Annotated in this window: 18 protein-coding genes; 6 read left to right on the top strand and 12 right to left on the bottom strand. The window is 72.1% G+C overall.

The window, feature by feature from the left end; genetic code table 11:
* From JX575_RS05500 to JX575_RS05475, 6 genes are all read right to left on the bottom strand, one after another.
* Complete coding sequence (locus tag JX575_RS05500) at positions 1 to 1,449, bottom strand: phospholipase D-like domain-containing protein (protein ID WP_186341468.1); 1,449 nt, start codon at positions 1,447 to 1,449, stop codon at positions 1 to 3.
* Positions 1,450 to 1,493: 44 nt separating this feature from the next.
* The gene (locus tag JX575_RS05495; RefSeq protein WP_186341467.1) at positions 1,494 to 2,561 is read right to left on the bottom strand and encodes a hypothetical protein; all 1,068 of its coding nucleotides are present in this window, start codon (positions 2,559 to 2,561) and stop codon (positions 1,494 to 1,496) included.
* A complete protein-coding gene (locus JX575_RS05490) occupies positions 2,558 to 2,773 on the bottom strand; it encodes a DUF6752 domain-containing protein (RefSeq protein ID WP_186341466.1) in 216 nt (71 codons plus the stop codon). Before JX575_RS05490 ends, JX575_RS05495 begins: the two co-directional genes overlap by 4 nt.
* A gap of 13 nt (positions 2,774 to 2,786) precedes the next feature.
* The gene (locus tag JX575_RS05485; RefSeq protein ID WP_186341465.1) at positions 2,787 to 4,352 is read right to left on the bottom strand and encodes a class I SAM-dependent methyltransferase; all 1,566 of its coding nucleotides are present in this window, start codon (positions 4,350 to 4,352) and stop codon (positions 2,787 to 2,789) included.
* 82 nt (positions 4,353 to 4,434) lie between these two features.
* A complete protein-coding gene (locus tag JX575_RS05480; RefSeq protein ID WP_186341464.1) occupies positions 4,435 to 5,598 on the bottom strand; it encodes an endonuclease/exonuclease/phosphatase family protein in 1,164 nt (387 codons plus the stop codon).
* 117 nt (positions 5,599 to 5,715) lie between these two features.
* Complete coding sequence (locus JX575_RS05475) at positions 5,716 to 7,668, bottom strand: endonuclease/exonuclease/phosphatase family protein (protein ID WP_186341463.1); 1,953 nt, start codon at positions 7,666 to 7,668, stop codon at positions 5,716 to 5,718.
* Between the two features lie 193 nt (positions 7,669 to 7,861).
* Here JX575_RS05475 and JX575_RS05470 point away from each other — a divergent pair, with 193 nt between their 5' ends.
* From JX575_RS05470 to JX575_RS05455, 4 genes are read left to right on the top strand one after another with little or no spacing between them, the layout of a single operon-like run.
* Positions 7,862 to 9,130: a CBS domain-containing protein gene (locus tag JX575_RS05470; RefSeq protein WP_186341462.1), complete on the top strand. Its 1,269-nt coding sequence runs from the start codon at positions 7,862 to 7,864 to the stop codon at positions 9,128 to 9,130.
* Positions 9,127 to 9,639 carry a DUF1003 domain-containing protein gene (locus tag JX575_RS05465; RefSeq protein WP_186341461.1) on the top strand — a complete coding sequence of 171 codons (513 nt, stop codon included), beginning with the start codon at positions 9,127 to 9,129 and terminating at the stop codon, positions 9,637 to 9,639. Before JX575_RS05470 ends, JX575_RS05465 begins: the two co-directional genes overlap by 4 nt.
* A gap of 31 nt (positions 9,640 to 9,670) precedes the next feature.
* On the top strand, positions 9,671 to 10,831 hold the full coding sequence (locus tag JX575_RS05460; protein WP_186341460.1) for an Mrp/NBP35 family ATP-binding protein: 1,161 nt from the start codon (positions 9,671 to 9,673) through the stop codon (positions 10,829 to 10,831).
* 27 nt (positions 10,832 to 10,858) lie between these two features.
* The gene (locus JX575_RS05455; protein ID WP_186341459.1) at positions 10,859 to 11,188 is read left to right on the top strand and encodes a sec-independent translocase; all 330 of its coding nucleotides are present in this window, start codon (positions 10,859 to 10,861) and stop codon (positions 11,186 to 11,188) included.
* Between the two features lie 14 nt (positions 11,189 to 11,202).
* Here the strand turns inward: JX575_RS05455 and JX575_RS05450 are convergent, their stop codons facing one another.
* On the bottom strand, positions 11,203 to 11,739 hold the full coding sequence (locus JX575_RS05450; protein ID WP_186341458.1) for a hypothetical protein: 537 nt from the start codon (positions 11,737 to 11,739) through the stop codon (positions 11,203 to 11,205).
* Positions 11,740 to 11,874: 135 nt separating this feature from the next.
* On the opposite strand from JX575_RS05450, the gene JX575_RS05445 reads away from it, so the two are divergent.
* Positions 11,875 to 12,537, top strand: coding sequence for a LysM peptidoglycan-binding domain-containing protein (locus JX575_RS05445; protein ID WP_241005427.1), 663 nt, complete (start codon positions 11,875 to 11,877; stop codon positions 12,535 to 12,537).
* A complete protein-coding gene (locus JX575_RS05440) occupies positions 12,534 to 13,052 on the top strand; it encodes an Rv3235 family protein (RefSeq protein ID WP_186341456.1) in 519 nt (172 codons plus the stop codon). The genes JX575_RS05445 and JX575_RS05440 overlap by 4 nt, the downstream gene beginning before the upstream one ends.
* A 9-nt stretch (positions 13,053 to 13,061) precedes the next feature.
* Here the strand turns inward: JX575_RS05440 and secA are convergent, their stop codons facing one another.
* The 5 genes from secA to JX575_RS05415 all read right to left on the bottom strand — a co-directional run bounded on the left by secA (position 13,062) and on the right by JX575_RS05415 (position 19,716).
* Positions 13,062 to 15,908, bottom strand: coding sequence for a preprotein translocase subunit SecA (secA, locus tag JX575_RS05435; protein ID WP_186341455.1), 2,847 nt, complete (start codon positions 15,906 to 15,908; stop codon positions 13,062 to 13,064).
* Between the two features lie 15 nt (positions 15,909 to 15,923).
* Positions 15,924 to 17,150: a crosslink repair DNA glycosylase YcaQ family protein gene (locus JX575_RS05430; RefSeq protein ID WP_206054524.1), complete on the bottom strand. Its 1,227-nt coding sequence runs from the start codon at positions 17,148 to 17,150 to the stop codon at positions 15,924 to 15,926.
* A gap of 43 nt (positions 17,151 to 17,193) precedes the next feature.
* Positions 17,194 to 17,832: a response regulator transcription factor gene (locus JX575_RS05425; protein ID WP_186341796.1), complete on the bottom strand. Its 639-nt coding sequence runs from the start codon at positions 17,830 to 17,832 to the stop codon at positions 17,194 to 17,196.
* 86 nt (positions 17,833 to 17,918) lie between these two features.
* Positions 17,919 to 18,542: a ribosome-associated translation inhibitor RaiA gene (gene raiA / locus JX575_RS05420; protein ID WP_186341454.1), complete on the bottom strand. Its 624-nt coding sequence runs from the start codon at positions 18,540 to 18,542 to the stop codon at positions 17,919 to 17,921.
* Positions 18,543 to 18,942: 400 nt separating this feature from the next.
* The gene (locus JX575_RS05415; protein ID WP_186341453.1) at positions 18,943 to 19,716 is read right to left on the bottom strand and encodes a ComF family protein; all 774 of its coding nucleotides are present in this window, start codon (positions 19,714 to 19,716) and stop codon (positions 18,943 to 18,945) included.
* Positions 19,717 to 19,726 lie beyond the last annotated feature (10 nt).

Genomic DNA, 19,726 nt, shown 5'->3' with positions numbered 1-19,726 from the left:
TCAGTCGTTCTCCCAGGTGGGGCCGCCGGCGCTCAGCCCGTCGGGCTCGACCGTCACCATCGGCCCGACCCCGACCCGACGGCCGTCGACGGTCTTCCACGACGAGTAGGTCGTGGTGTACGCGTCGCGGCTGAAGGGCTTCTTCCACATCAGGTTGAAGTTCTTCATGTAGTCGCGCACCATCCCGCGCCCGTGCATGCTGAAGAGGATCTCGTCCTGGGGCGTGCCCAGGCTCGACCAGTTGGTCGACCCGGTCCACACCATGTGGCTGTCGATGTTGCCCTTGTAGGACCCGCGCAGCACGAAGTACTTGTGGTGGGTGTAGCGCTCGATGGCCTCGGGCATGTTGTCGATCTCGGGGTCGCCGGTCGGCACGTCGTCCCTGAGGTTGAACCCGGTCGAGCGCAGCGGCACGCGGCCGCGGGCGGTCGGGGCGCCGATGTGCTGCTTGGTGTGGAAGCCCATCAGCCCGTAGTTGACCCGCAGGTTGCACCCGTCGGCGTAGAGCTGGCGCAGCCGATCGGCGATGTAGTTGCCGCGGCCACCGCGCATGGTGTGCATCGACAGCGCGAGCTGGGTGCGCCGCTGCGTCCCGGCCGCGTCGGTGTAGACGCACTGGATGTTGTTGAGGATGTCGAGGATGACGTCCTTGTTGGGCGTGGTGTGGCGGGGGAAGACGATGTTGAAGTACTTGTGCTGGTCGCCGGAGGGGCACGTCGTGCCGGCCTCGCAGAACGCGTAGGAGGCACGGCGCTTGTCCCAGTCGGGGCGCATGTCGTTGAACAGTCGGATGAACTGGTCGTAGAGGGTCTTCTTGCCGACCGTGGTCCACAGGTCGTTCCACTGCCAGCGCACGGCGTTCATCGTCATGTTCTGCGAGCCGAGCATCACGACGTTGCGGTTCTTGCCGGTGCGGCTGAACAGGTAGAACTTGCTGTGCAGGTTGTTGTACTCGTTGTCGTCGGCGCGGCAGCCCGACTTGCAGCGCTTGAGGAAGCTCGACTTCTTGGTCTTGTGACCGAGCACCCGCTGGATGCGCACCTGCGCGTTGGGCACGAGGTGGTCGTTGAGCAGCACCTGCACCTTCACGCCGCGGCGGTGGGCGCGGATGAGCTCGTCGGCGAACACCTGCCGGTCGAGGGAGTAGGCGGAGATGACGATCTTCTCCCCGCGCGGCGTGTTGCGGATCGCGCGCAGGATGTGGCGCTCGATGACGTAGCGGTCCTTCTCGACCATCGGGTTGTTGAACTTGGCCCCGGTGGGGACCTTCCACTTCTTGTTGGGCTTGCCGGGCTTGCGCGCGGCGGGCGCGCCGGGCGCGGCCGACGGAGCGACCTGGCCGACCTGGCCGGCGGGCGCGGGACCGGCGGACGCCGCTCCGGACGTGGGCGCCACCAGGGCGGCCACCAGCCCACAGGCGGCGAGCAGGGCAACGGACTTGGAACGCACAACGACTCCTACGTGGCACCGGATGGCGCCCCGTGGCGCCCGGATCAGGGGTTCCCCCGACGTGGCGGCACATCACCTGTGCTCGCGCGGACGTCGGCCACGATATCAGCGACGAGGCGTGAGGCAGATTCCAGAAGCTCCTCGGCGGTGACCGTGTCGGGCTCTCGTCCCGGTGGACCCGTCGGCTCGGCCGTCAGCGCGGAGAGCTCGCCCAGCACGTGGAATCCCCGCTCGGCGATCAGGGCGGCGGCGGCGCGGTCGAGCTCGGCGAACCGCGCCCGGTGGTGTGCCGGCATTCCCCCGCGCTCGCGGGGCTGGCGGGCCAGCAGGTCCTCGGCGAGGTAGCCGCGGATCCACACGCCGCGCTCGTGCGCGGAGTAGCGGGGCAGGTGCTCGTTGACCAGCCGGAGGGTCTCGATCTGCACGATGCCCAGGGCGGGGTTGACCGCCTCGGCGGGTGCCGGGTAGTCGTCGGGGTCGATGCCGAGCACGTCGGCGAAGTGACGCCAGTGCAGGTCGCGCGGCTGCCCCGCCCCGGGCATCACCAGGACGTGCACCCGCTCGCTCGGCAGCTCGGCGGTCCAGCGCTCGAGCACCCCGGCGAGGTCCCAGGTGCGCATGCTGAACTCCGGACCGCCCGCGGCCCGGCCGGCCATCACCGCGTCGAGGCCGACGGTGCCGCCGTTCTTCACCGACTCCTGCCACCCGGCGGAGACGACGCTCGCGGCGTCGCGCGCGGTGACGACGAGGTGCACCTCGGCCCCCGGGAAGTCCGCGACCGCGCGGGCGGCCTGCTCGGCGCTGGCGCCACAGAGGAACTCGTGGGTGATCAGCACGTCGCCGGGGTGCGCGGCGGCCTCGTCGACCAGCCGGCGCCAGGTGCCCGGAGCGTCCGGGTGCCGCTTGGCCAGCCTGGGCCGCTCCTGCAGGTCGAGGGCCGCCCACAGGTGCTCGCGGTGCCCGAAGCCGGGCAGCAGCACGCCGTCGGCGAGCAGGCGGTCGCGGTTGCCCCAGACCACCTGCTGGAGGTAGGTCGTGCCCGTCTTGGGCAGTCCGATGTGGAGGAAGACCCGACGCGGTCCGCCGCGGCGCTCGCGCGGGCCAGGGCTCAAGAGAAGTCCCCTCGATACTTCTCGAGCAGCTCCGCCAGCCTCTCCTCGTCGCGCGCCGCGACCGGCAGCAGCAGCTCGGTCACCACGTCGGTGAGCTCGGCGACGCGCACGTTGAGCGCGCGATTGTCCTGCACGGCCTCCTCCAGCGCCGCGACGCGCCTCTCGAGGTCGCGGGTGTCCCCGGTGACGGAACGGTTCCTGCGTCCGAACATGTCTGCTCCCACCTCACGCGTTCCAGTCGATGATCATGCGGCACACCTGCGAGCTCCCGGGGGCCGACGACACCGGCTCGCGGACCTCCTCCACGATGCGCCCGCCGGACTCGGCCACCTCGGCGGCCACGACCGCGGGGTCGAGGGGCTTGCGGGCACCGGTGCGGCGAGCGTAGCCGTCGCGCCCCTTCTCGCTGAGGAACTGCAGGTGCAGGGCGCCGTCGGTGCCGGCCAGCATCATCCGGGCCGCGCGCAGCATGTTGAGGCGCCCGCGGCGACCCAGCCGCTCGATCACGTGCACGCACCCGACCGCCCGCGGTCCGGGCAGCCGCGCGATCCAGGCGGGGACGGCCAGCACGTGGCGCAGCTCGAGGAGGTTGAAGAGCTGGAAGGTCACGCGCTCGTCGTCGGCGCGGCGCCGCGCCTCCTCGTCGAAGGCGTAGGGCTGGAAGTCCAGCCCGATCGCGGTGACGCCGCGGTCGGCGAACCAGGCGACGTCGGTGCCGCGACCGCACCCGATGTCGACGTAGGTCGCCAGGTCGGGGTGGCGCTCGGCCACCTCGCGCGCGACGGGCGACACCGACGCGGGGTGGTGCGCCGTGCGCTTGTGGTAGGCGTGCCAGCCGGCACGACCGGTGCGCATCCCCCGGAACCAGCCGTTGAACAGCTCGATGGTGCTCTCGGGCGTGGTGAACTTGTAGGCCGGGTCGGGCACGCGCCAGTGCGGGCCGTAGGTGGCGGTGAGGAACTTGTCGGCGTGGGCGGGCACCGGGAACTCCCGGCCCTCCAGCGACGCCGTGCCCAGCGGGTAGATCCACTCGCGCTCGAACGGCACGGCGATCTCGCCCATCAGGTAGAGCATCCCGTCGCGCATGAACCCGCCGAACACGTCGAGCCCACGGTCGAGGCCGTCGCTCTCGAGGACGTGGACCTTGAGGGCGATCGCGCTGTAGCGGGTCACCCGGTAGCCCATGTCGGTGAGCGCCCGCTGGATGCGGAACGACTCCCGGATCACGTCGACGGGGTGGTCGTGGCCGCTGACGTAGCCGAGGTCGGCGTCGCTGTCGTGGCCGATCAGGCCGCCGTCGCGGATGGCGCCGAGTGCGGTGCCGTAGGCGAGGAAGGCATCGAGGCCCACCTCGCGCAGCGCGCCGAGCACCTCCTCGATGGCGTCGAGCAGCGGCTCGACCTGGGCGGCGTCGCGGGTGTCGAAGGTCTCGACGAGCTTGAGCGACTTGTCGAGGGCCAACGGCCGGCCGGCCGGGTTGACGACCTCGATGCGGTCGGTGCCCTCACCGAACTGCACCGTGCGGGAGAACAGCACGGTGTCGGTGCCGGGGTCGGTGAGCGTCACCTCGGTGACGCCGTCGAGGAACGGGCGCAGCGGCTTGGGCCAGGCGAGGGTGATCCCGTCGTCGCCCGGCACGCCGTCGCGCAGCAGCCAGAACGACCAGATCCGCCGACCGTCGAAGGCCACGTCGACCAGCTGCTCGCGTGCGCCGCCGACGAGCAGGCCCGCGGCGTCGATCCGGAGGACCTCCAGCGCGACGGGACGCCTCAGCTGGCTCAGGGACCTCACGGGGCGTGAGTATATCGACGGCTCGGCCGAGCGCCTCGCCCGCTCCTGGGCGCGCGCCCCCGGGGCTCCGGCGCGTCGGCGCCTACTCCCCCGTGCCGCCCTCGTCGTCGGGGACGTCGAGCACCCCGCCGGAGGTGAGCGTGGCCGTCGAGTGGACCATCGCGTGGTCGGAGGCGTTGCCCGTGTCGGTCACCGCGTAGTCGGTGAAGGCGACACCCGTGGACCCGAAGATCCAGTCGACGCCCATCCGCGGCGGTGGCGAGCAGCCGCCGACCCCGCTGCCACCCGCGGCCGCGGCGAAGACGCCGGTGGCGGCGAAGCGGCAGAAGATCGCTTCGCGCTCGTTGTAGTCGCCGGTGGCGATGACCGGCAGCCCCTCGGCCTGGTGGAGCTGGGTCAGGTGGGACACCTCGATGGCCGCGGCCTCGGCCCGCCAGCGCCCGTTGCTGCCCAGCCTCGCGGTGTCGGCCGGGTTGTGGAAGTTGGCGAACCACGCGCGCCGGCCGGTGCTGGTCGACTCCAGCAGCACGACCGGCATGGCGATGCGGCTGCCGCCGGCGTAGGGGATGGACAGCGTGTGGGCATCCACCATCCGGAACATGTCGGAGCGCCACGCGATGTTGAACCGCACCGACTTGTTGCCCAGCGTCATGCCCGGGTAGAGGGAGTACTCCCCCGCCCGCGCGGTGAACATGGCGTACTGGCTCTGCTCGAACTCCTGGAACCCCACCACGTCGATGCCGTTGCTGCGCAGCGTGGAGATGGCCATGTCCATGCGCGGACCGCCGTCGGGGTAGCCCGGCTTGTTGCCGCCCGGGCCGGTGTGGGAGTCGCCGAGGACGTTGAAGCTCGCGACCTGGAACTCGATGGGCTGGTTGCGCCTCTCGGCCACCTCGACCTGGCGCGAGACCCGCTGGGCGAGCCGGCGCTGGGCGGCGCGGAAGCGGCGTACGGACGCCTCGAGCTGCTCGGGCTCGTGGTGCTCGGGCTCGGCACCGGGCGACCCGGCGCCTCCATCGCCCGCGGCCTCGTCGTCGCCCTCGTCGTCGGCCTCGTCGTCGGTCCCCGTGGCGCCGGAGACGGCCGTGGCCCGCGACTCACGGTCGCTCTCGACCGCCGCGTCGGACCAGAACGACGCCCACACCACGGCCGCGACCACCACCAGCACGAGCACCGGCGCCCAGAGCTCGAGGCGCGCGCGGCGACGGCCGGACGCGGGCTCGGGGTCGGTCACGGGGTCGGTCACGGCCACCTTCTGCGAGGGGTGAGCCGACTGCCCCCGGCGGAGACTCCACGCCGGGCGTGGACGGCTCGGAGAGCCAACCCTAACCGGGCGCCGCCACCGGGGAGCAAATATCGCCGATCAGGACCCCGGCACCAGCAGCGGGTCGAAGGCCTGGAAGCGCTGCTCGGTGTTCATCGTCGAGCCCGGCACCGGCGGCACGCCGAGGGCGCGCGTGACGAGGTTGGTGAGGTCGCCGACCCGGATCGGCTGGGCGCCGGAGTAGCCGACCTGCTGCTTGCCGGGGGAGGTGGCCGACGGGTTGAGCCCGTAGAGGTCGCTGCCGGCCGGGACACCCGGGCCGGTCACCCACATGGGCACGCGGTAGCTCTGCGCCCAGGTGCGGGAGGAGCCACGCGCCTTCTGCGCGCCGCCGGTGCCGGTGACGACCAGCAGCGTCGTGCCACCCATGGTCGGCGACTTGGCGATGCTGCGACGGATGCTCGCCACGCGCTGGAAGGCCTTGCGCACCGCCTTCTCGTAGTCCTTGCCCCGGAAGCCGCCGTCGAGACCGGCGTCGAGCACGCCCGACAGCTCGATCACGCTCAGCTGGGCGGGCTTGCGCGCGATGGTGTCGCGCCACCAGCCGACGCTGCGCGAGTCGTCACGCATGATCTTGAACCGGTCGATCTTCGCCGGGCCGTCGTCGACGCCGTAGGGGTCCTTGCCGCCCGTCTTGCGGTTCCAGCTGCGCAGCACGAGCCCGGTCTCCTGACGGCTCGAGGCGAACATCGTGCGGGCGGAGTTGTTGTGCGCGAGGTCGAAGACGCTCGAGACGTACTGCCCGGCCGAGTCGTGCACCGTCGAGGGCAGCTTCTTCGTGGCACCGACGCCGTGGCCGCCCGCCTTGGGGAAGACGCGTCGGCCGCTGAGCAGCGACATCAGGTTGGCGTCGGGCCCGGTGTTCTCGGTCGCCGTGCGCGCATTGGTGGTCGACGCGCCGTTGGTGGCCATCCGCGAGGCCTCCCCGGGGGCGCTCGTGCCGCGTACCGCGTTCGAGGTCAGGCCGGGCACGGCCACGACCACGACGTGGTCGACGCCGACGGGCGCCGAGGCGGGGACGACCGCATTGGCGTAGTAGAGCGGGTGGTCGCTGGTGCGGGAGACGTAGTCGTTCCACACGCGGGTGTAGCTGTTGAAGAACACGTCCTTGGTGCCCATGATCCAGTCGATCGCACCGCCGCTGGGGGGCTGGCACGTGCTGCCGTCGACGTAGCCACCGCTGGCGGACCACATGTCCGCACCAGGGGCCACGGCGCAGTAGTAGTCGCTGCCGCGCTCGTTCTTGTCGCCGAGGGAGATGAAGGGGGCGTCGGGGTAGGCGGCGCGCAGCTCGTTGGCGAGCGCCACCTCCATCGCGAAGCCGGTGTTGCGCCACGCCTGGGCGGGCCCACGGGTGTCGGCGGGGTTGTGGGTGTTGAAGAACCACACCCGGCGCCCGGTGTCGATGTTCTGGAGCAGCACGGCCGGCATCCGGCTCGGCACGCCGTCGAAGTAGGGGATCGGGATGGTGCGGGCCTCGAGGAGGGTCCACACGTCGGTGCGCCAGCCGATCGAGTTCACCGACGGCCCGGCCGGGTTGTCGATGCCCGGGTAGGTCTGCCACGAGGTGCCCATCAGCTCCTGGAAGCGCAGCGCCTGCGGCGGCTGGAACTCCTGGAAGCCCACCACGTCGAGCAGGTTCTCCTGCAGGAGGCCGACCACCCGGTCCATCCGCACCACGCCGGACTCCCAGCCCTTGCGCTTGCCGCCGGGAGCGGTGTGGTCGGCGCCGAGGACGTTGAAGTTGCCCACCCGGAACGAGGTGGCCGGCGTGGTCTGGGCGGTGTCGAGCGCGCGCGCGGCCACCGGCGTCGCGGCCGGCTCGGCCGCGCGGGCCGTCGCGGGGCCGTCGGTGGCGGCCGGGGCCACCAGCAGCGCGGTCGCGAGGGCGAGCCCGCCGACGCAGAGGCGACGCAGGCTTCGGGGGCTTCGGGGGCTTCGGGCGGAGGAGGTGCGCGCGGGAGCGGTCGTGCCGGACAGGAAACCGGACATGGAACGGGCCTCACAGATGTCGGGGAAGTGGCGTCGTCGAGGTGACCCGACCGCGACCCCTCACCGCACGCATCGCGTGCTTGGCCCGGGCCCCGGTCGATGTGACGGAAGTGACTCGTGCGACTTCAGCGTACACCAACCCCCCGGCGCGGACAGCGGTTCGCGGAGGACGCGGCACGCTACGGTGGCGGGCGTGAGCACCACCCCGACCCGCGTCTTCGTGGCCCGGCTCGTCGGGCTGCCGATCTTCGACCCGCAGGGCGACCAGGTGGCCAAGGTGCGCGACCTGGTGGTCGCGCTCCGCACCGAGACGAGCCAGCCGCGCGTCCTCGGCATGGTCGCCGAGGTGTTCGGCCGACGCCGGATCTTCGTGCCGATGACCCGCATCACCGCCATCGACAGCGGTCAGGTGCACACCACGGGGCTGCTCAACATGCGGCGCTTCGAGCAGCGGTCCACCGAGACCCTCGTGGTGGGCCAGATGCTCGACCGCACCGTGACCATCAAGGAGTCGGGCGTGACGGGCGTGGTCTACGACGTCGCGATGGAGCAGGCGCGCAACCGCGACTGGGTGCTCTCCCGGGTCGCGGTGCAGGAGCCCAGCAGGGGGTTCCGGCGCCGGGGGCAGACCCATGTCGTGGAGTGGCGCGACGTCACCGGGCTGACCCGGCAGGAGCCGACCCAGGGCGCCACCCACCTGATCGCGGCGCTCAACGACATGCGACCGGCCGACGCGGCCAACGTGATCCACGACCTCCCGCCGGAGCGGCGGACGGCCGTGGTGGCGGCGCTCGGCGACGAGCGCCTCGCCGACGTGCTCGAGGAGCTGCCCGACGAGGACCAGGTGGAGATCCTCGAGCACCTCGACTCCGAGCGCGCCGCCGACGTGCTCCAGGAGATGTCGGCCGACGACGCCGCCGACCTCATCGCCGACCTCAGGCCCGAGATCGCGGCGACCCTGCTGGGACTGATGGAGCCCGACGAGGCCGAGGACGTGCGGCGGCTGATGTCCTACGAGGACGACACCGCCGGCGCGATGATGACCCCCGAGCCGGTGATCCTCTCCCCCGACGCGACCATCGCCGACGCCCTCGCCCAGGTGCGCAACCCCGAGCTCACCCCGGCCCTCGCCGCGCTCGTCTACGTGTGCCGCCAGCCGCTCGAGACGCCCACCGGGCGCCTCCTCGGCGCCGCGCACATCCAGCGGCTGCTGCGCGAGCCGCCGTCGACCCTGGTCGCGGCGGCGCTGGACGAGTCGATGGACCCGCTGCGCCCCGACGCCTCCCTCGACGAGGTGGCCGCCCACCTGGCCACCTACAACCTGGTCGCCGCGCCGGTCGTCGACGACGAGGGGCGGCTGATCGGGGCGGTGACGGTCGACGACCTGCTCGACCACATGCTGCCCGAGGGCTGGCGCGACCGTGCCCCGCGGCCCGGGCCCATCGCCGGAGGTGCCCGATGAGCGCAGACCGTCGCCCGCGGCTCGACACGCCCCGCGAGACGCGACGCCCGCTGGTGCGCCGGCCCACGGTGGACGCCGACGCGTTCGGTGTCTTCGCCGAGTCGTTCGCGCGCTACATGGGCACCGCGAAGTTCCTGCTGTGGATGACGATGTTCGTCGCCGCCTGGCTCGCGTGGAACACCCTCGCGCCCACCGACCTGCGCTTCGACGAGTTCCCGTTCATCTTCCTGACGCTGATGCTCAGCCTGCAGGCGTCGTACGCCGCGCCGCTGATCCTGCTCGCCCAGAACCGCCAGGAGAACCGCGACAAGGTGCTCGCCGAGCAGGACCGCCGGGTCAACGCCCAGTCGCAGGCCGACATGGAGTTCCTGGCCCGCGAGGTGGCGTCGCTGCGCATGGCCGTCGGGGAGGTCGCCACCCGCGACTTCCTCCGCTCGGAGCTGCGCGGGCTGATGGGCGACATCGAGGACCTGTCCCGCCGGGCACCCGGCGACGAGCCGGGACCGTGAGGTCACGGGGCGGCTCGTAGACTTCTGCATCATGAGCACCCCCACGCAGCAGCAGGTGATGGACGCCCTGGCGACCGTCAACGACCCGGAGATCAAGCGCCCCATCACCGACCTGGGGATGGTCGACTCCGTCGCGGTCGCCGAGGACGGCTCGGTCGCGGTCCACGTGCTGCTGACGGTGGCCGGCTGCCCGCTCAAGGACACCATCAACCGCGACGTCACCGCGGCGGTGACCAAGGTCCCGGGCGTCGCCTCGGTCGACCTCACCCTGGGCGTGATGAGCGCCGAGCAGCGCGCCGGCCTCAAGGAGATCCTCAGCGACGGCCGCGCCCAGCGCGAGATCCCCTTCGCCCAGCCCGGCTCGCTGACCAAGGTCTACGCGATCGCCAGCGGCAAGGGCGGCGTCGGCAAGTCGTCCGTCACGGTCAACCTCGCGCTGGCGATGGCGGCCCAGGGCCTCAAGGTCGGCGTCGTCGACGCCGACATCTACGGCCACTCGGTGCCGGCGATGCTCGGCATCGCCGACGCCCGCCCGACGCAGGTCGACGACCTGATCATGCCGGTGCCGACGCCGTCCGGGGTCTCGGTGATCTCGATCGGCATGCTCAAGCCGCGCCGCGACCAGGTCGTGGCCTGGCGTGGGCCGATGCTCGACCGCGCGCTCGTGCAGATGCTCGCCGACGTCTACTGGGGCGACCTCGACGCCCTGCTCCTCGACCTGCCGCCCGGCACCGGCGACGTGGCCATCTCGCTCGGCCAGCACCTGCCCAACGCCGAGGTCGTCGTCGTCACCACCCCGCAGGAGGCGGCCGCCGAGGTCGCCGAGCGTGCCGGCACGATGGCCTCGATGATGCACCAGCGGGTCGTCGGCGTCGTCGAGAACATGAGCTACCTCCCCTGCCCGCACTGCCCGGCCGACGACGACCACCGCCTCGAGGTCTTCGGCAGCGGCGGTGGCGCCCGGGTCGCCCGGACCCTCTCGGAGCGGTTCGGCTACGACGTGCCGGTGCTGGCCCAGATCCCGCTCGACATCTCGCTGCGCGAGGGCGGCGACGTCGGCAAGCCCATCGTGGAGGCCGACCCGACCGCCCCGGCCGCGCGCGAGCTCACCCGGGTCGCCGAGACCCTGTCCGGTCGCGGCCGCGGTCTCGCGGGCATGCAGCTCGGGCTGACCCCGTCCAGCAAGTTCTGACCGGGGCCAGGCAGTAGGTTCTGGGGCATGTTCGACGTCGGGCTGCTCGAGCTGGCCGTGATTGCCCTCGTGGCGGTCATCGTGCTGGGTCCCGACAAGCTGCCCGACCTCGCGCGGCAGGCCGCCCAGCTGCTCCACCGGGCCCGCGGGCTCGCCACCAACGCCCGTGACGAGCTGCGCAGCGAGCTCGGCCCCGAGTACGCCGACCTGGAGCTGCGCGACCTCGACCCGCGCTCGATCGTGCGCAAGCACATCACCGAGGCGATGGCGGAGGTCGACCGCGAGGAGGCCCGGTCCGCCCGGCAGGCCTCGCTCCCCGAGGGCCAGGTGCCGCCCTACGACGTCGAGGCCACCTGACCCCTGACCCCGGCTCAGTCCTCTCGGCTCTGCACGGCCACCAGCCCTGCGTAGGGGACCAGCACGGCCCGACCGGCCGGGTCGCGGCACTCCACGAAGTCGGCGCCGACGCGCTCGACGTGCGCCTCGTGGCGGGTGCCGTCGACGAGGTGCACCACGCACCGCTCACCCGCGTCGGCCACGCGGCGCAGGGCCGCGCGCAGGCCGAGCCGGTCGACCGGCGACCACGCCACCTCGGGCACCGAGCGCCCGCTCGCGCCCTGCACCGCGGTGACGGCGCGCAGCGGCACGATCCAGTCCTGCCCCGCCGCGCCCAGCAGGCACCAGTCCTCCGCCACCCGGGACAGCCTGCCCTCCAGCCGCCCGAGGTGGGGCAGGACGAGCGCGACGTCGTGTCCGCGCGAGGCCATGAGTCGACTGGCGAGGGTGACGGCGCCGTACTCGGTGCGGGCCCGGTCGGCGAGCTCGGCCTCGCGGTCGGCCTCCCACGCCGCGGCCGCCTGCCCCTCGAGGTCGTCGAGCAGCGCGAACAGCTCGTGCTCCCAGGACATGACCGCAGCCTAGGGCGGCGCGGCCCTGTGGAACAGCCGTTGACGACGGTCGCATCCAGACGTTGAATGAATCAAACACACGCAAACGAAAGGGTTGCGATGTCTCGGGGGATGCATACAGGCCGGTTGAGCGCCGTGTGGCTGGGGGTGAGCGCGGCCGCCGCCTCGGCGGCATGGTCGCTGCCCGCCGCCTGGCACGAGGCGGGGCAGGGCTCGACCGCCGCCGACCGCACCGCCGACGTCGTGGTCGCCGGGTGCGCCACGGCGCTGGCCGCGGCGCTGGCCTGGCTCTGGGTGGTGACGTCGGTGACGGTGGCCGCGCTCGCGAGGGGCTCGGTCCCGACGGGTGGTGGGGCCGTGCGCCGTCTGGTGCTCGCCGCCTGCGGCGTGGCCGTGGTGGCCGGCGGGGCACTTCCCGCCCAGGCCGCGGCAGGCGACGGCGCCGAGGTGCTCGCCGGGCTCCGGCTCCCCGAGCGGGCCGTCACGCCCGCCGTGGTCGCGCGCTCCGGCGCGCATCGCGCGGCGCCCGCGGCCACCTCCCGCGCGGGCCGCCCGGTGGGCGAGGAGGACTACGTCGTGCGGGCGGGCGACTCCCTGTGGTCGATCGCGCGGGCGCACCCCGCGCCCGGCTCCGACACGGAGACCCGGTGGCGCGCCATCTGGCACCACAACCGCGCCGTGGTCGGCGACGACCCCGACCTGATCCATCCCGGCCAGGCGCTCCGCCTGCCAGCCAGCCACCCCCAGACCGACATCCCCACGGGCACCGACACCGACACGGACGGAGAACGACGATGAGCACTCCCGACACCGCCGACGCCGAGGTCGTCGTCCTGCGACCGGCCCCGGGCAGGGCCAGCGTCCAGGGGGCGCTCGCGCTCGACCTGACCCCGCGCACCGCTCCCCCGCGCCCCCGGCTGCGCAGCACCCGCGCGAGCGACCTCGTCGACCTGGAGCGGGCCTCGCGGGAGCAGGTCGACGCATTCGTCGGCCGCTGCCTGCAGGCCGCCGTGGAGATCGCCGCCGGCGACCGGCCGGTCACCCAGCTCCTGCGCCACGCGGTGCCGGAGGTGGTGGAGTCGCTGTCCGTACGCGCCCGCACCGTGGCGGCGGCGGGCGGGCTCGCGCCGGGTCGGGTCCGCGCGCCCAACCCCGCGCGTCCCGTCGTGGTCGGCGTGCGCACCGCCCTGATCCGCTGCGACGCGCTCGAGGCGAGCGCGCACGTGCGCTACGGCCGCCGCTCCCGCGCGGTGGCCGCGCGGTTCGAGGTCGTCCGCGAGCGCTGGCAGTGCGTCGCGCTCGAGCTCGGCTGATCCCGCTCGTCAGCCGCCCATGGTCGCGCGACCGCTGGCGCCGCCCGGGGCGCCGTGGCAGCGCTTGAACTTCAGCCCGGAGCCGCAGGGGCACAGCGAGTTGCGGCCCACGCCGGCGAACGGGTCGCCCTCGGCGTCGGGTGCGGCGTGGACCTCGGCCTCGCCGTCCTCCGACGGTGCGCTGTAGGACAGGTTCTTGGGGCGGTTGGGCTTGTCGAGGCCCTTGGCGCGGATGGTCGGTCCGTGCGACTGCGCCTGGGCGAAGTCGATCTGGGGAGTCGCGGCGGAGACCTGCGGCGCCTGCGGAGCGGCCGCCATCACCTCGTCCTGGGCGGGCTCGCCGGCCGCGTCGTCGTCCTCCTCCTCGACCTCGACCTGGAGGTTGAACAGGAAGCCGACCGACTCCTCCTTGATGCCGTCCATCATCGCGGTGAACATGTCGAAGCCCTCGCGCTGGTACTCCACGAGCGGGTCGCGCTGGGAGTAGGCGCGCAGGTAGATGCCCTCGCGGAGGTAGTCCATCTCGTAGAGGTGCTCGCGCCACTTGCGGTCGAGCACGGAGAGGACGACCCGGCGCTCGAGCTCGCGCTGGACCTCCTCGCCCATCTCGTCCTCGCGGCGGTCGTAGGCCTCCTGCACGTCGCGCTGGAGGTCCTCGATCAGCGACTCACGGGTGAGCCCCTCGGGGCCGCCCGCGGCCTTGATGACGCCCTCCTTGGTGAGGCCGACCGGGTAGAGCTGGCCCAGGGCGGTGAACAGGCCGTCGAGGTCCCACTCCTCTGCGTAGCCCTCGGTCGCGCCGCGGACGTAGCCGGCGATCACGTCGTCGAGGAAGCCGCGGATCTGCTCGCCGAGGTCGGCGCCCTCGAGCACGCGGCGGCGCTCGGCGTAGATGACCTCACGCTGGCGGCTCATCACGTCGTCGTACTTGAGGACGTTCTTGCGCGACTCGAAGTTCTGCGACTCGATGTTGGCCTGGGCGCCGGCGATGGCGTTGCTGACGCGCTTGGCGTCGATCGGCACGTCGTCGGGGACCTTGAGGACCGTGAGGATCCGGTCGACCCACTCCGACTTGAACAGCCGCATCATCTCGTCCTGCAGCGACAGGTAGAAGCGGGACTCCCCGGGGTCGCCCTGACGGCCCGAGCGACCGCGCAGCTGGTTGTCGATGCGGCGCGACTCGTGACGCTCGGTGCCGACGACGTAGAGACCGCCGAGCTCCCTGACCTCGTCGTGCTCGGCCGCGACCCGGGCCTTGATCCGCTCGACCATCTCGGGCCACGCGGCGTCGTAGGCCTCGGGGTCCTCGGCGGGGTCGAGGCCCTGCTTGCGCAGCTCCTGGTCGGCGAGGAAGTCGACCGAGCCACCGAGCATGATGTCGGTGCCTCGACCGGCCATGTTGGTCGCGACGGTGACCGCGCCCTTGTGGCCGGCCAGCGCGACGACCTTGGCCTCGTCGGCGTGCTGCTTGGCGTTGAGGACGGTGTGCGGGATGCCGCGCTTCTTGAGCAGGTCGGAGAGGTACTCCGACTTCTCCACCGACACGGTGCCGATGAGGACCGGCTGGCCCTTCTCGTGGCGCTGGGCGACGTCGTCGGCGACAGCGTCGTACTTCGCCTCCTCGGTGCGGTAGACGAGGTCGACGTTGTCGACGCGCAGCATGGGGCGGTTGGTCGGGATCGGGACGACGCCGAGCTTGTAGATCTTGTCGAACTCCGAGGCCTCGGTCATCGCCGTGCCGGTCATGCCGGAGAGCTTGTCGTAGAGGCGGAAGTAGTTCTGCAGCGTGATGGTGGCGAGGGTCTGGTACTCCTCGCGGACGGTCACGCCCTCCTTGGCCTCGATGGCCTGGTGCAGGCCGTCGTTGTAGCGGCGCCCGGCCAGGATGCGGCCGGTGTGCTCGTCGACGATGAGCACCTCGCCGTCCATGACGACGTACTCCTTGTCCTTGCGGAACAGCTCCTTGGCCTTGATGGAGTTGTTGAGGAAGGAGATGAGCGGGGTGTTGACCGAGTCGTAGAGGTTGTCGATGCCGAGGTGGTCCTCGACCTTGGTGATGCCGGGCTCGAGCACCGAGATCGTGCGCTTCTTCTCGTCGACCTCGTAGTCGGTGTCACGCACCAGCGTCCGCGCCACCTTGGCGAACTCGCCGTACCACTTGACCTCGTCCTGGGTCGGGCCGCTGATGATGAGCGGGGTGCGGGCCTCGTCGATGAGGATCGAGTCGACCTCGTCGACGATGGCGAAGTTGTGCCCGCGCTGGACGCACTCCTCGACCGAGTCGGCCATGTTGTCGCGCAGGTAGTCGAAGCCGAGCTCGTTGTTGGTGCCGTAGGTGATGTCGCAGGCGTAGGCCTCGCGGCGCTCGGCCGGGCGCATCGACGGCAGGATCACGCCGGTCGTGAGGCCGAGGAAGTGGTGGACGCGGCCCATCTGCTCGGACTGGAACTTCGCGAGGTAGTCGTTGACCGTGACGACGTGGACGCCCTTGCCCTCGAGGGCGTTGAGGTAGGACGGCAGCACGGCGACGAGCGTCTTGCCCTCACCGGTCTTCATCTCGGCGATGTTGCCCAGGTGGAGCGCCGCGGCGCCCATCACCTGCACGTCGAAGGGACGCATGCCGAGCACGCGCTTGCTCGCCTCGCGGACCGTGGCGAACGCCTCGGGCATGATGTCGTCGAGCGTCTCCCCGTTGGCGAGCCGCTCGCGGAACTCATCGGTCATCCCGCGGAGCTCCTCGTCGCTCATCGAGACGAAGTCGTCCTCGATGGCGTTGACGGCCTTGGACACGGCTTCGAGCTCACGGAGGATCTTGCCCTCGCCGATGCGGAGGAGCTTGTCGATGATGGCAGGCACGAGTGGTAACTGTACCTACCTCGACAACGCCGCTCCCAATGCACGCGACAGCGCGCCCCGCTCCCCCACGATCACGTCGTCCAGGCCCAGCCACCCGGCCAGCCGGCGCAGCTCGCCCGCGAGCTCGTCGGCCGTCTCCGGCGGGGCGGACGCCTCGGCGAAGGCGCCCGGGACGAGCAGGCGCCCCGACGCCCGGTCGGCCTTGAGGTCGACACGGGCGACCAGGCGGTCACCGAGGAGGAACGGCAGCACGTAGTAGCCGTGGATCCGCTTCTCCGCCGGCACGTAGATCTCGATGCGGTAGAAGAAGTCGAACAGGGCCTCGGCCCTGCTGCGCTCCCACACCACGGGGTCGAAGGGGCTGAGGAGGGCCCGGGCACCGACGCGGCGCGGCAGCCGGGCGTCGCGGTGGAGGTAGGCCGCGCGCTTCCAGCCCTGCACCGCGACCGGGACCAGCTCGCCCGACTCCACGAGCTCGTCGACGGCGGCCTTCGCGCTGGCCTTCCCCGGCGCGGGCTGCAGCCGCAGGCGGTAGTAGTCGGCCAGGCACGCGGCGCTCGCCACGCCGTGGGAGCGGGCCGCCCTGCGGACGAGCTCGGTGACCGCCTCCTGAGGGGTCGGCGTGGGCGCGGCGAGGACGGCGGCGGGGAGCACCCGCTCGGGAAGGTCGTAGACCACCTCGAACTGGCTGTTGCGACCGGCCACCGCGACGTCGCCCACGAGGTAGAGGTAGTCGAGGACCTTGCGGGCCTCGGACCAGTTCCAGCCCCAGTGCTCCCTGGTGCGCGGCCCGGTGCTGAGGTCGTCCTCGAGGTCGCGCGCCGTCACCGGCCCGCGCTCGCGCACGGCGTCGAGCACCCGCGGCTCGAGCCTCGGGTCGGCGGTGAACCCCCACTTGCCGCGCTCGCCGCGGTACTTCTCCATCCGGTGGCGCATCAGCGGCCACAACTCGACCGGCATCAGCGCCTGGACGTGCGCCCAGTACTCCACGAGCCGGCGCGGCCGGCGCGCCGTGTGGGTCTGCGCGCGACGCAGCAGCTCGACGTCGTAGGGACCCGTCCGCGAGTAGAGCGGCATGAAGTGCGCGCGCTGGAGCACGTTGACCGAGTCGACCTGGAGCACGCCGGTGCGCGCGAGCGTGCGCTCGAGGGTCGCCATGGACGGCGTGGCGTGCGGGCGATCGGTGAAGCCCTGCGCGGCCAGCGCGATGCGCCGGGCCTGGAGCTTCGTGAGCTGGTCCACGTCGCGCACTCAACCAGACGGCACCGACACCCTCAGCCGCTCGTCAGGGCAGGTCGAGCAGCTTCTCGCGCATCGCGTACATGACCGCCTCCATGCGGGAGTGCAGCTGCAGCTTCTCCAGGATGTTGCGCACGTGGTTCTTGACGGTGTTCTCCGAGATGAAGAGCTCCTTGGCGACCTCGCGGTTGTTGAGGCCCTTGGCCACCAGCCGGAGGACCTCGAGCTCACGCTCGGTGAGCCGCAGCGCCGGGCCCTGCTCGCGCTCGGGCTTGGACATCTGCTTGAACTCGTCGATGAGCTTGACGGCCATCGACGGGCTGATCAGCGACTGGCCCTCGTTGACCACGCGGACCGCCTGGGCGACCTCCTCGATCGAGGAGTCCTTGAGGAGGTAGCCGGCTGCGCCGTTCTTGACCGACTCGTAGAGGTCGGCCTCCTCGTCGGAGACGGTCAGCATGATGATCTTGGTGGCCGGCACGGCCTCCTTGATCGCCCGGCAGGCCTCGACGCCGGTGCGGCGCGGCATGCGGACGTCGAGGAGGATCACGTCGGGCGCCGTGGTGATCGCCAGGTCGGTCGCGGTGATGCCGTCGGCGGCCTCGCCGACCACCTCGATGTCGCTGTCGCCGCCGAGCAGCATGATCAGGCCGCGACGGAACAGCTCCTGGTCGTCGACCACCAGGACACGGACGGGTTCGGTGCCAACTGCTGTTGCCTCGGTCACGCGCGCATCATGTCATGCGCGCGTGACCGGGGGCAGGTGAAGCGTCAGTCGAGCTCGAGCGAGATGACGCCGTAGTCGTAGCCGCGGCGGCGGTAGACGACCGCAGGACGCTCGCTCTCCTTGTCGACGAACAGGTAGAAGTCGTGCCCGACGAGCTCCATCTCGTAGAGCGCCTGGTCGAGCGTCATCGGGGACGCGGTGTGCGACTTCTCGCGCACCACGAGCGGACCCTCGCCGGTGACGGTGATCGGCCCGACCTTGTGCTCGACGACCTCGGTGTCGGCGTCGGCGTCGCTGTCGGTGTCGTCCACCTCGGGCAGCGCGGCCAGCGCCTCGCCGACCGACAGGTGCTCGTTGCGTCCCTTGTGGACCCGGCGCCGGTCGGCGGCACGGCGCATCTGCGCCTGCATCTTGTCGAGGGCCAGGTCGAGCGCCCCCATCTTGTCCTCGGCCGCTGCCTCGGCGCGGATCACCGGGCCCTTCGAGAAGGCGGTGAGCTCGACCCTGGTGGACCGGTCGGCCTGGCGGGGGTTCTTCTCCACAGCCACCTCGACCTGCACGCGGATGATGCGGTGGTCGTGCTTCTCCAGGCGGGTGAGCTTCTCGGACACGTGCTCGCGGAACCGGTCGGACACCTCGCAGTGCCGTCCCGTGACCACAACCTCCATGTGAACCTCCTCAACTAGCGAACGGTCCGCACCCTTCCAGGTAGCCACGGCAGCACACCGCCGCGGCGGGGTGGGATGGAGCCCGCCCGGCCGACCTGGTCTTCGACCCCACAACCGCCTGCTGAGACGTTCGCAACTTCTCCGTCACTACTGGCCTTCTCCCGGCATCCGGCACATCTGGTGCCGGAGACGGGGCAGGACTTACTTCTAAGCCGCACCGTGATCGTCCCTCGGGCAGCGCGCTGCGGAGCACCGCAGTGCCCGGGGACTTACGTGGACCGTTTCGCCTGCGACTGGCATCGGCTTGCCACGGGTCTGGCCTGGCGTCCCACCTCGCGGTGCGGCGCACAGCCCTCTCCGTGACGCAACCACGGACCCGGGCGGACTCCATGACAAAACGCTAGCCCCTCCCCTGTCGCGAACCAACAGTGGGGCCACCAGTCGGGCCGCCACGCCCTCCTCCGCCCGATGGGCCTTCCGACCGGCCCTCCCGGTCACGCCGTCGGGTGCCGGCCACCGCGGCCACGGCGACCGGTGGCAGGCCCACCGCCTCGAGCGCCCGCTGGGCCTCGCGGGCGGTCGACCCCGTGGTCACCACGTCGTCGCAGACCACGACGAAGGCCGCGCGACGGCGACGAGCCACGCGTGCCAGCGCGCGGGAGGGACAGTGCATCGAGCCCGCGACGTTGGCCGCACGGCCCGCCGCGTCGAGCCCGGCCTGGTCCGCGGCACCCCGCGAGACGAGCAGCGGCGCGACCTCGACCGGACGCTCGCCCCGCAGGCGGGACGCGGCCGCCCGGGCGAGCGCGGCGGTGGCCTCGTAGCCGCGCCGGCGACCCGCGCCGGGGCTCGACGGGACCGGGACGAGCAGCAGCGGGACGCGGGGGTCGAGGCCCGCCGCGGCGGCGCCCACGGACCGGGCGAGCAGGTCGCCGAGCACCCGTCGGTGCCCCCACTGGCCGCGGTCCTTGTGGCCGACCACCAGGGCGCGGACGGCGCCGTCGTAGGACTCCGCGACCCACGGCGGCACCAGCCCCTCGGGGACGGGCGAGGGCCACGCGATCCCCGCGGTGCGCGACAGCCCGGCCCGGCACGCCGGGCACAGCATCCGGCCCGGCAGGTCGCACCCCACGCACCGGCTGCCGAGGAACAGGTCGAGCGCCTCGTCGAGCACGCCGCCATGC

Source organism: Nocardioides sp. zg-1228, from assembly GCF_017086465.1.
Classification (GTDB): domain Bacteria; phylum Actinomycetota; class Actinomycetes; order Propionibacteriales; family Nocardioidaceae; genus Nocardioides.
The sequence above is the reverse complement of the archived record's forward strand: the minus strand, read 5'-3'. Positions and strand labels throughout refer to the sequence as shown.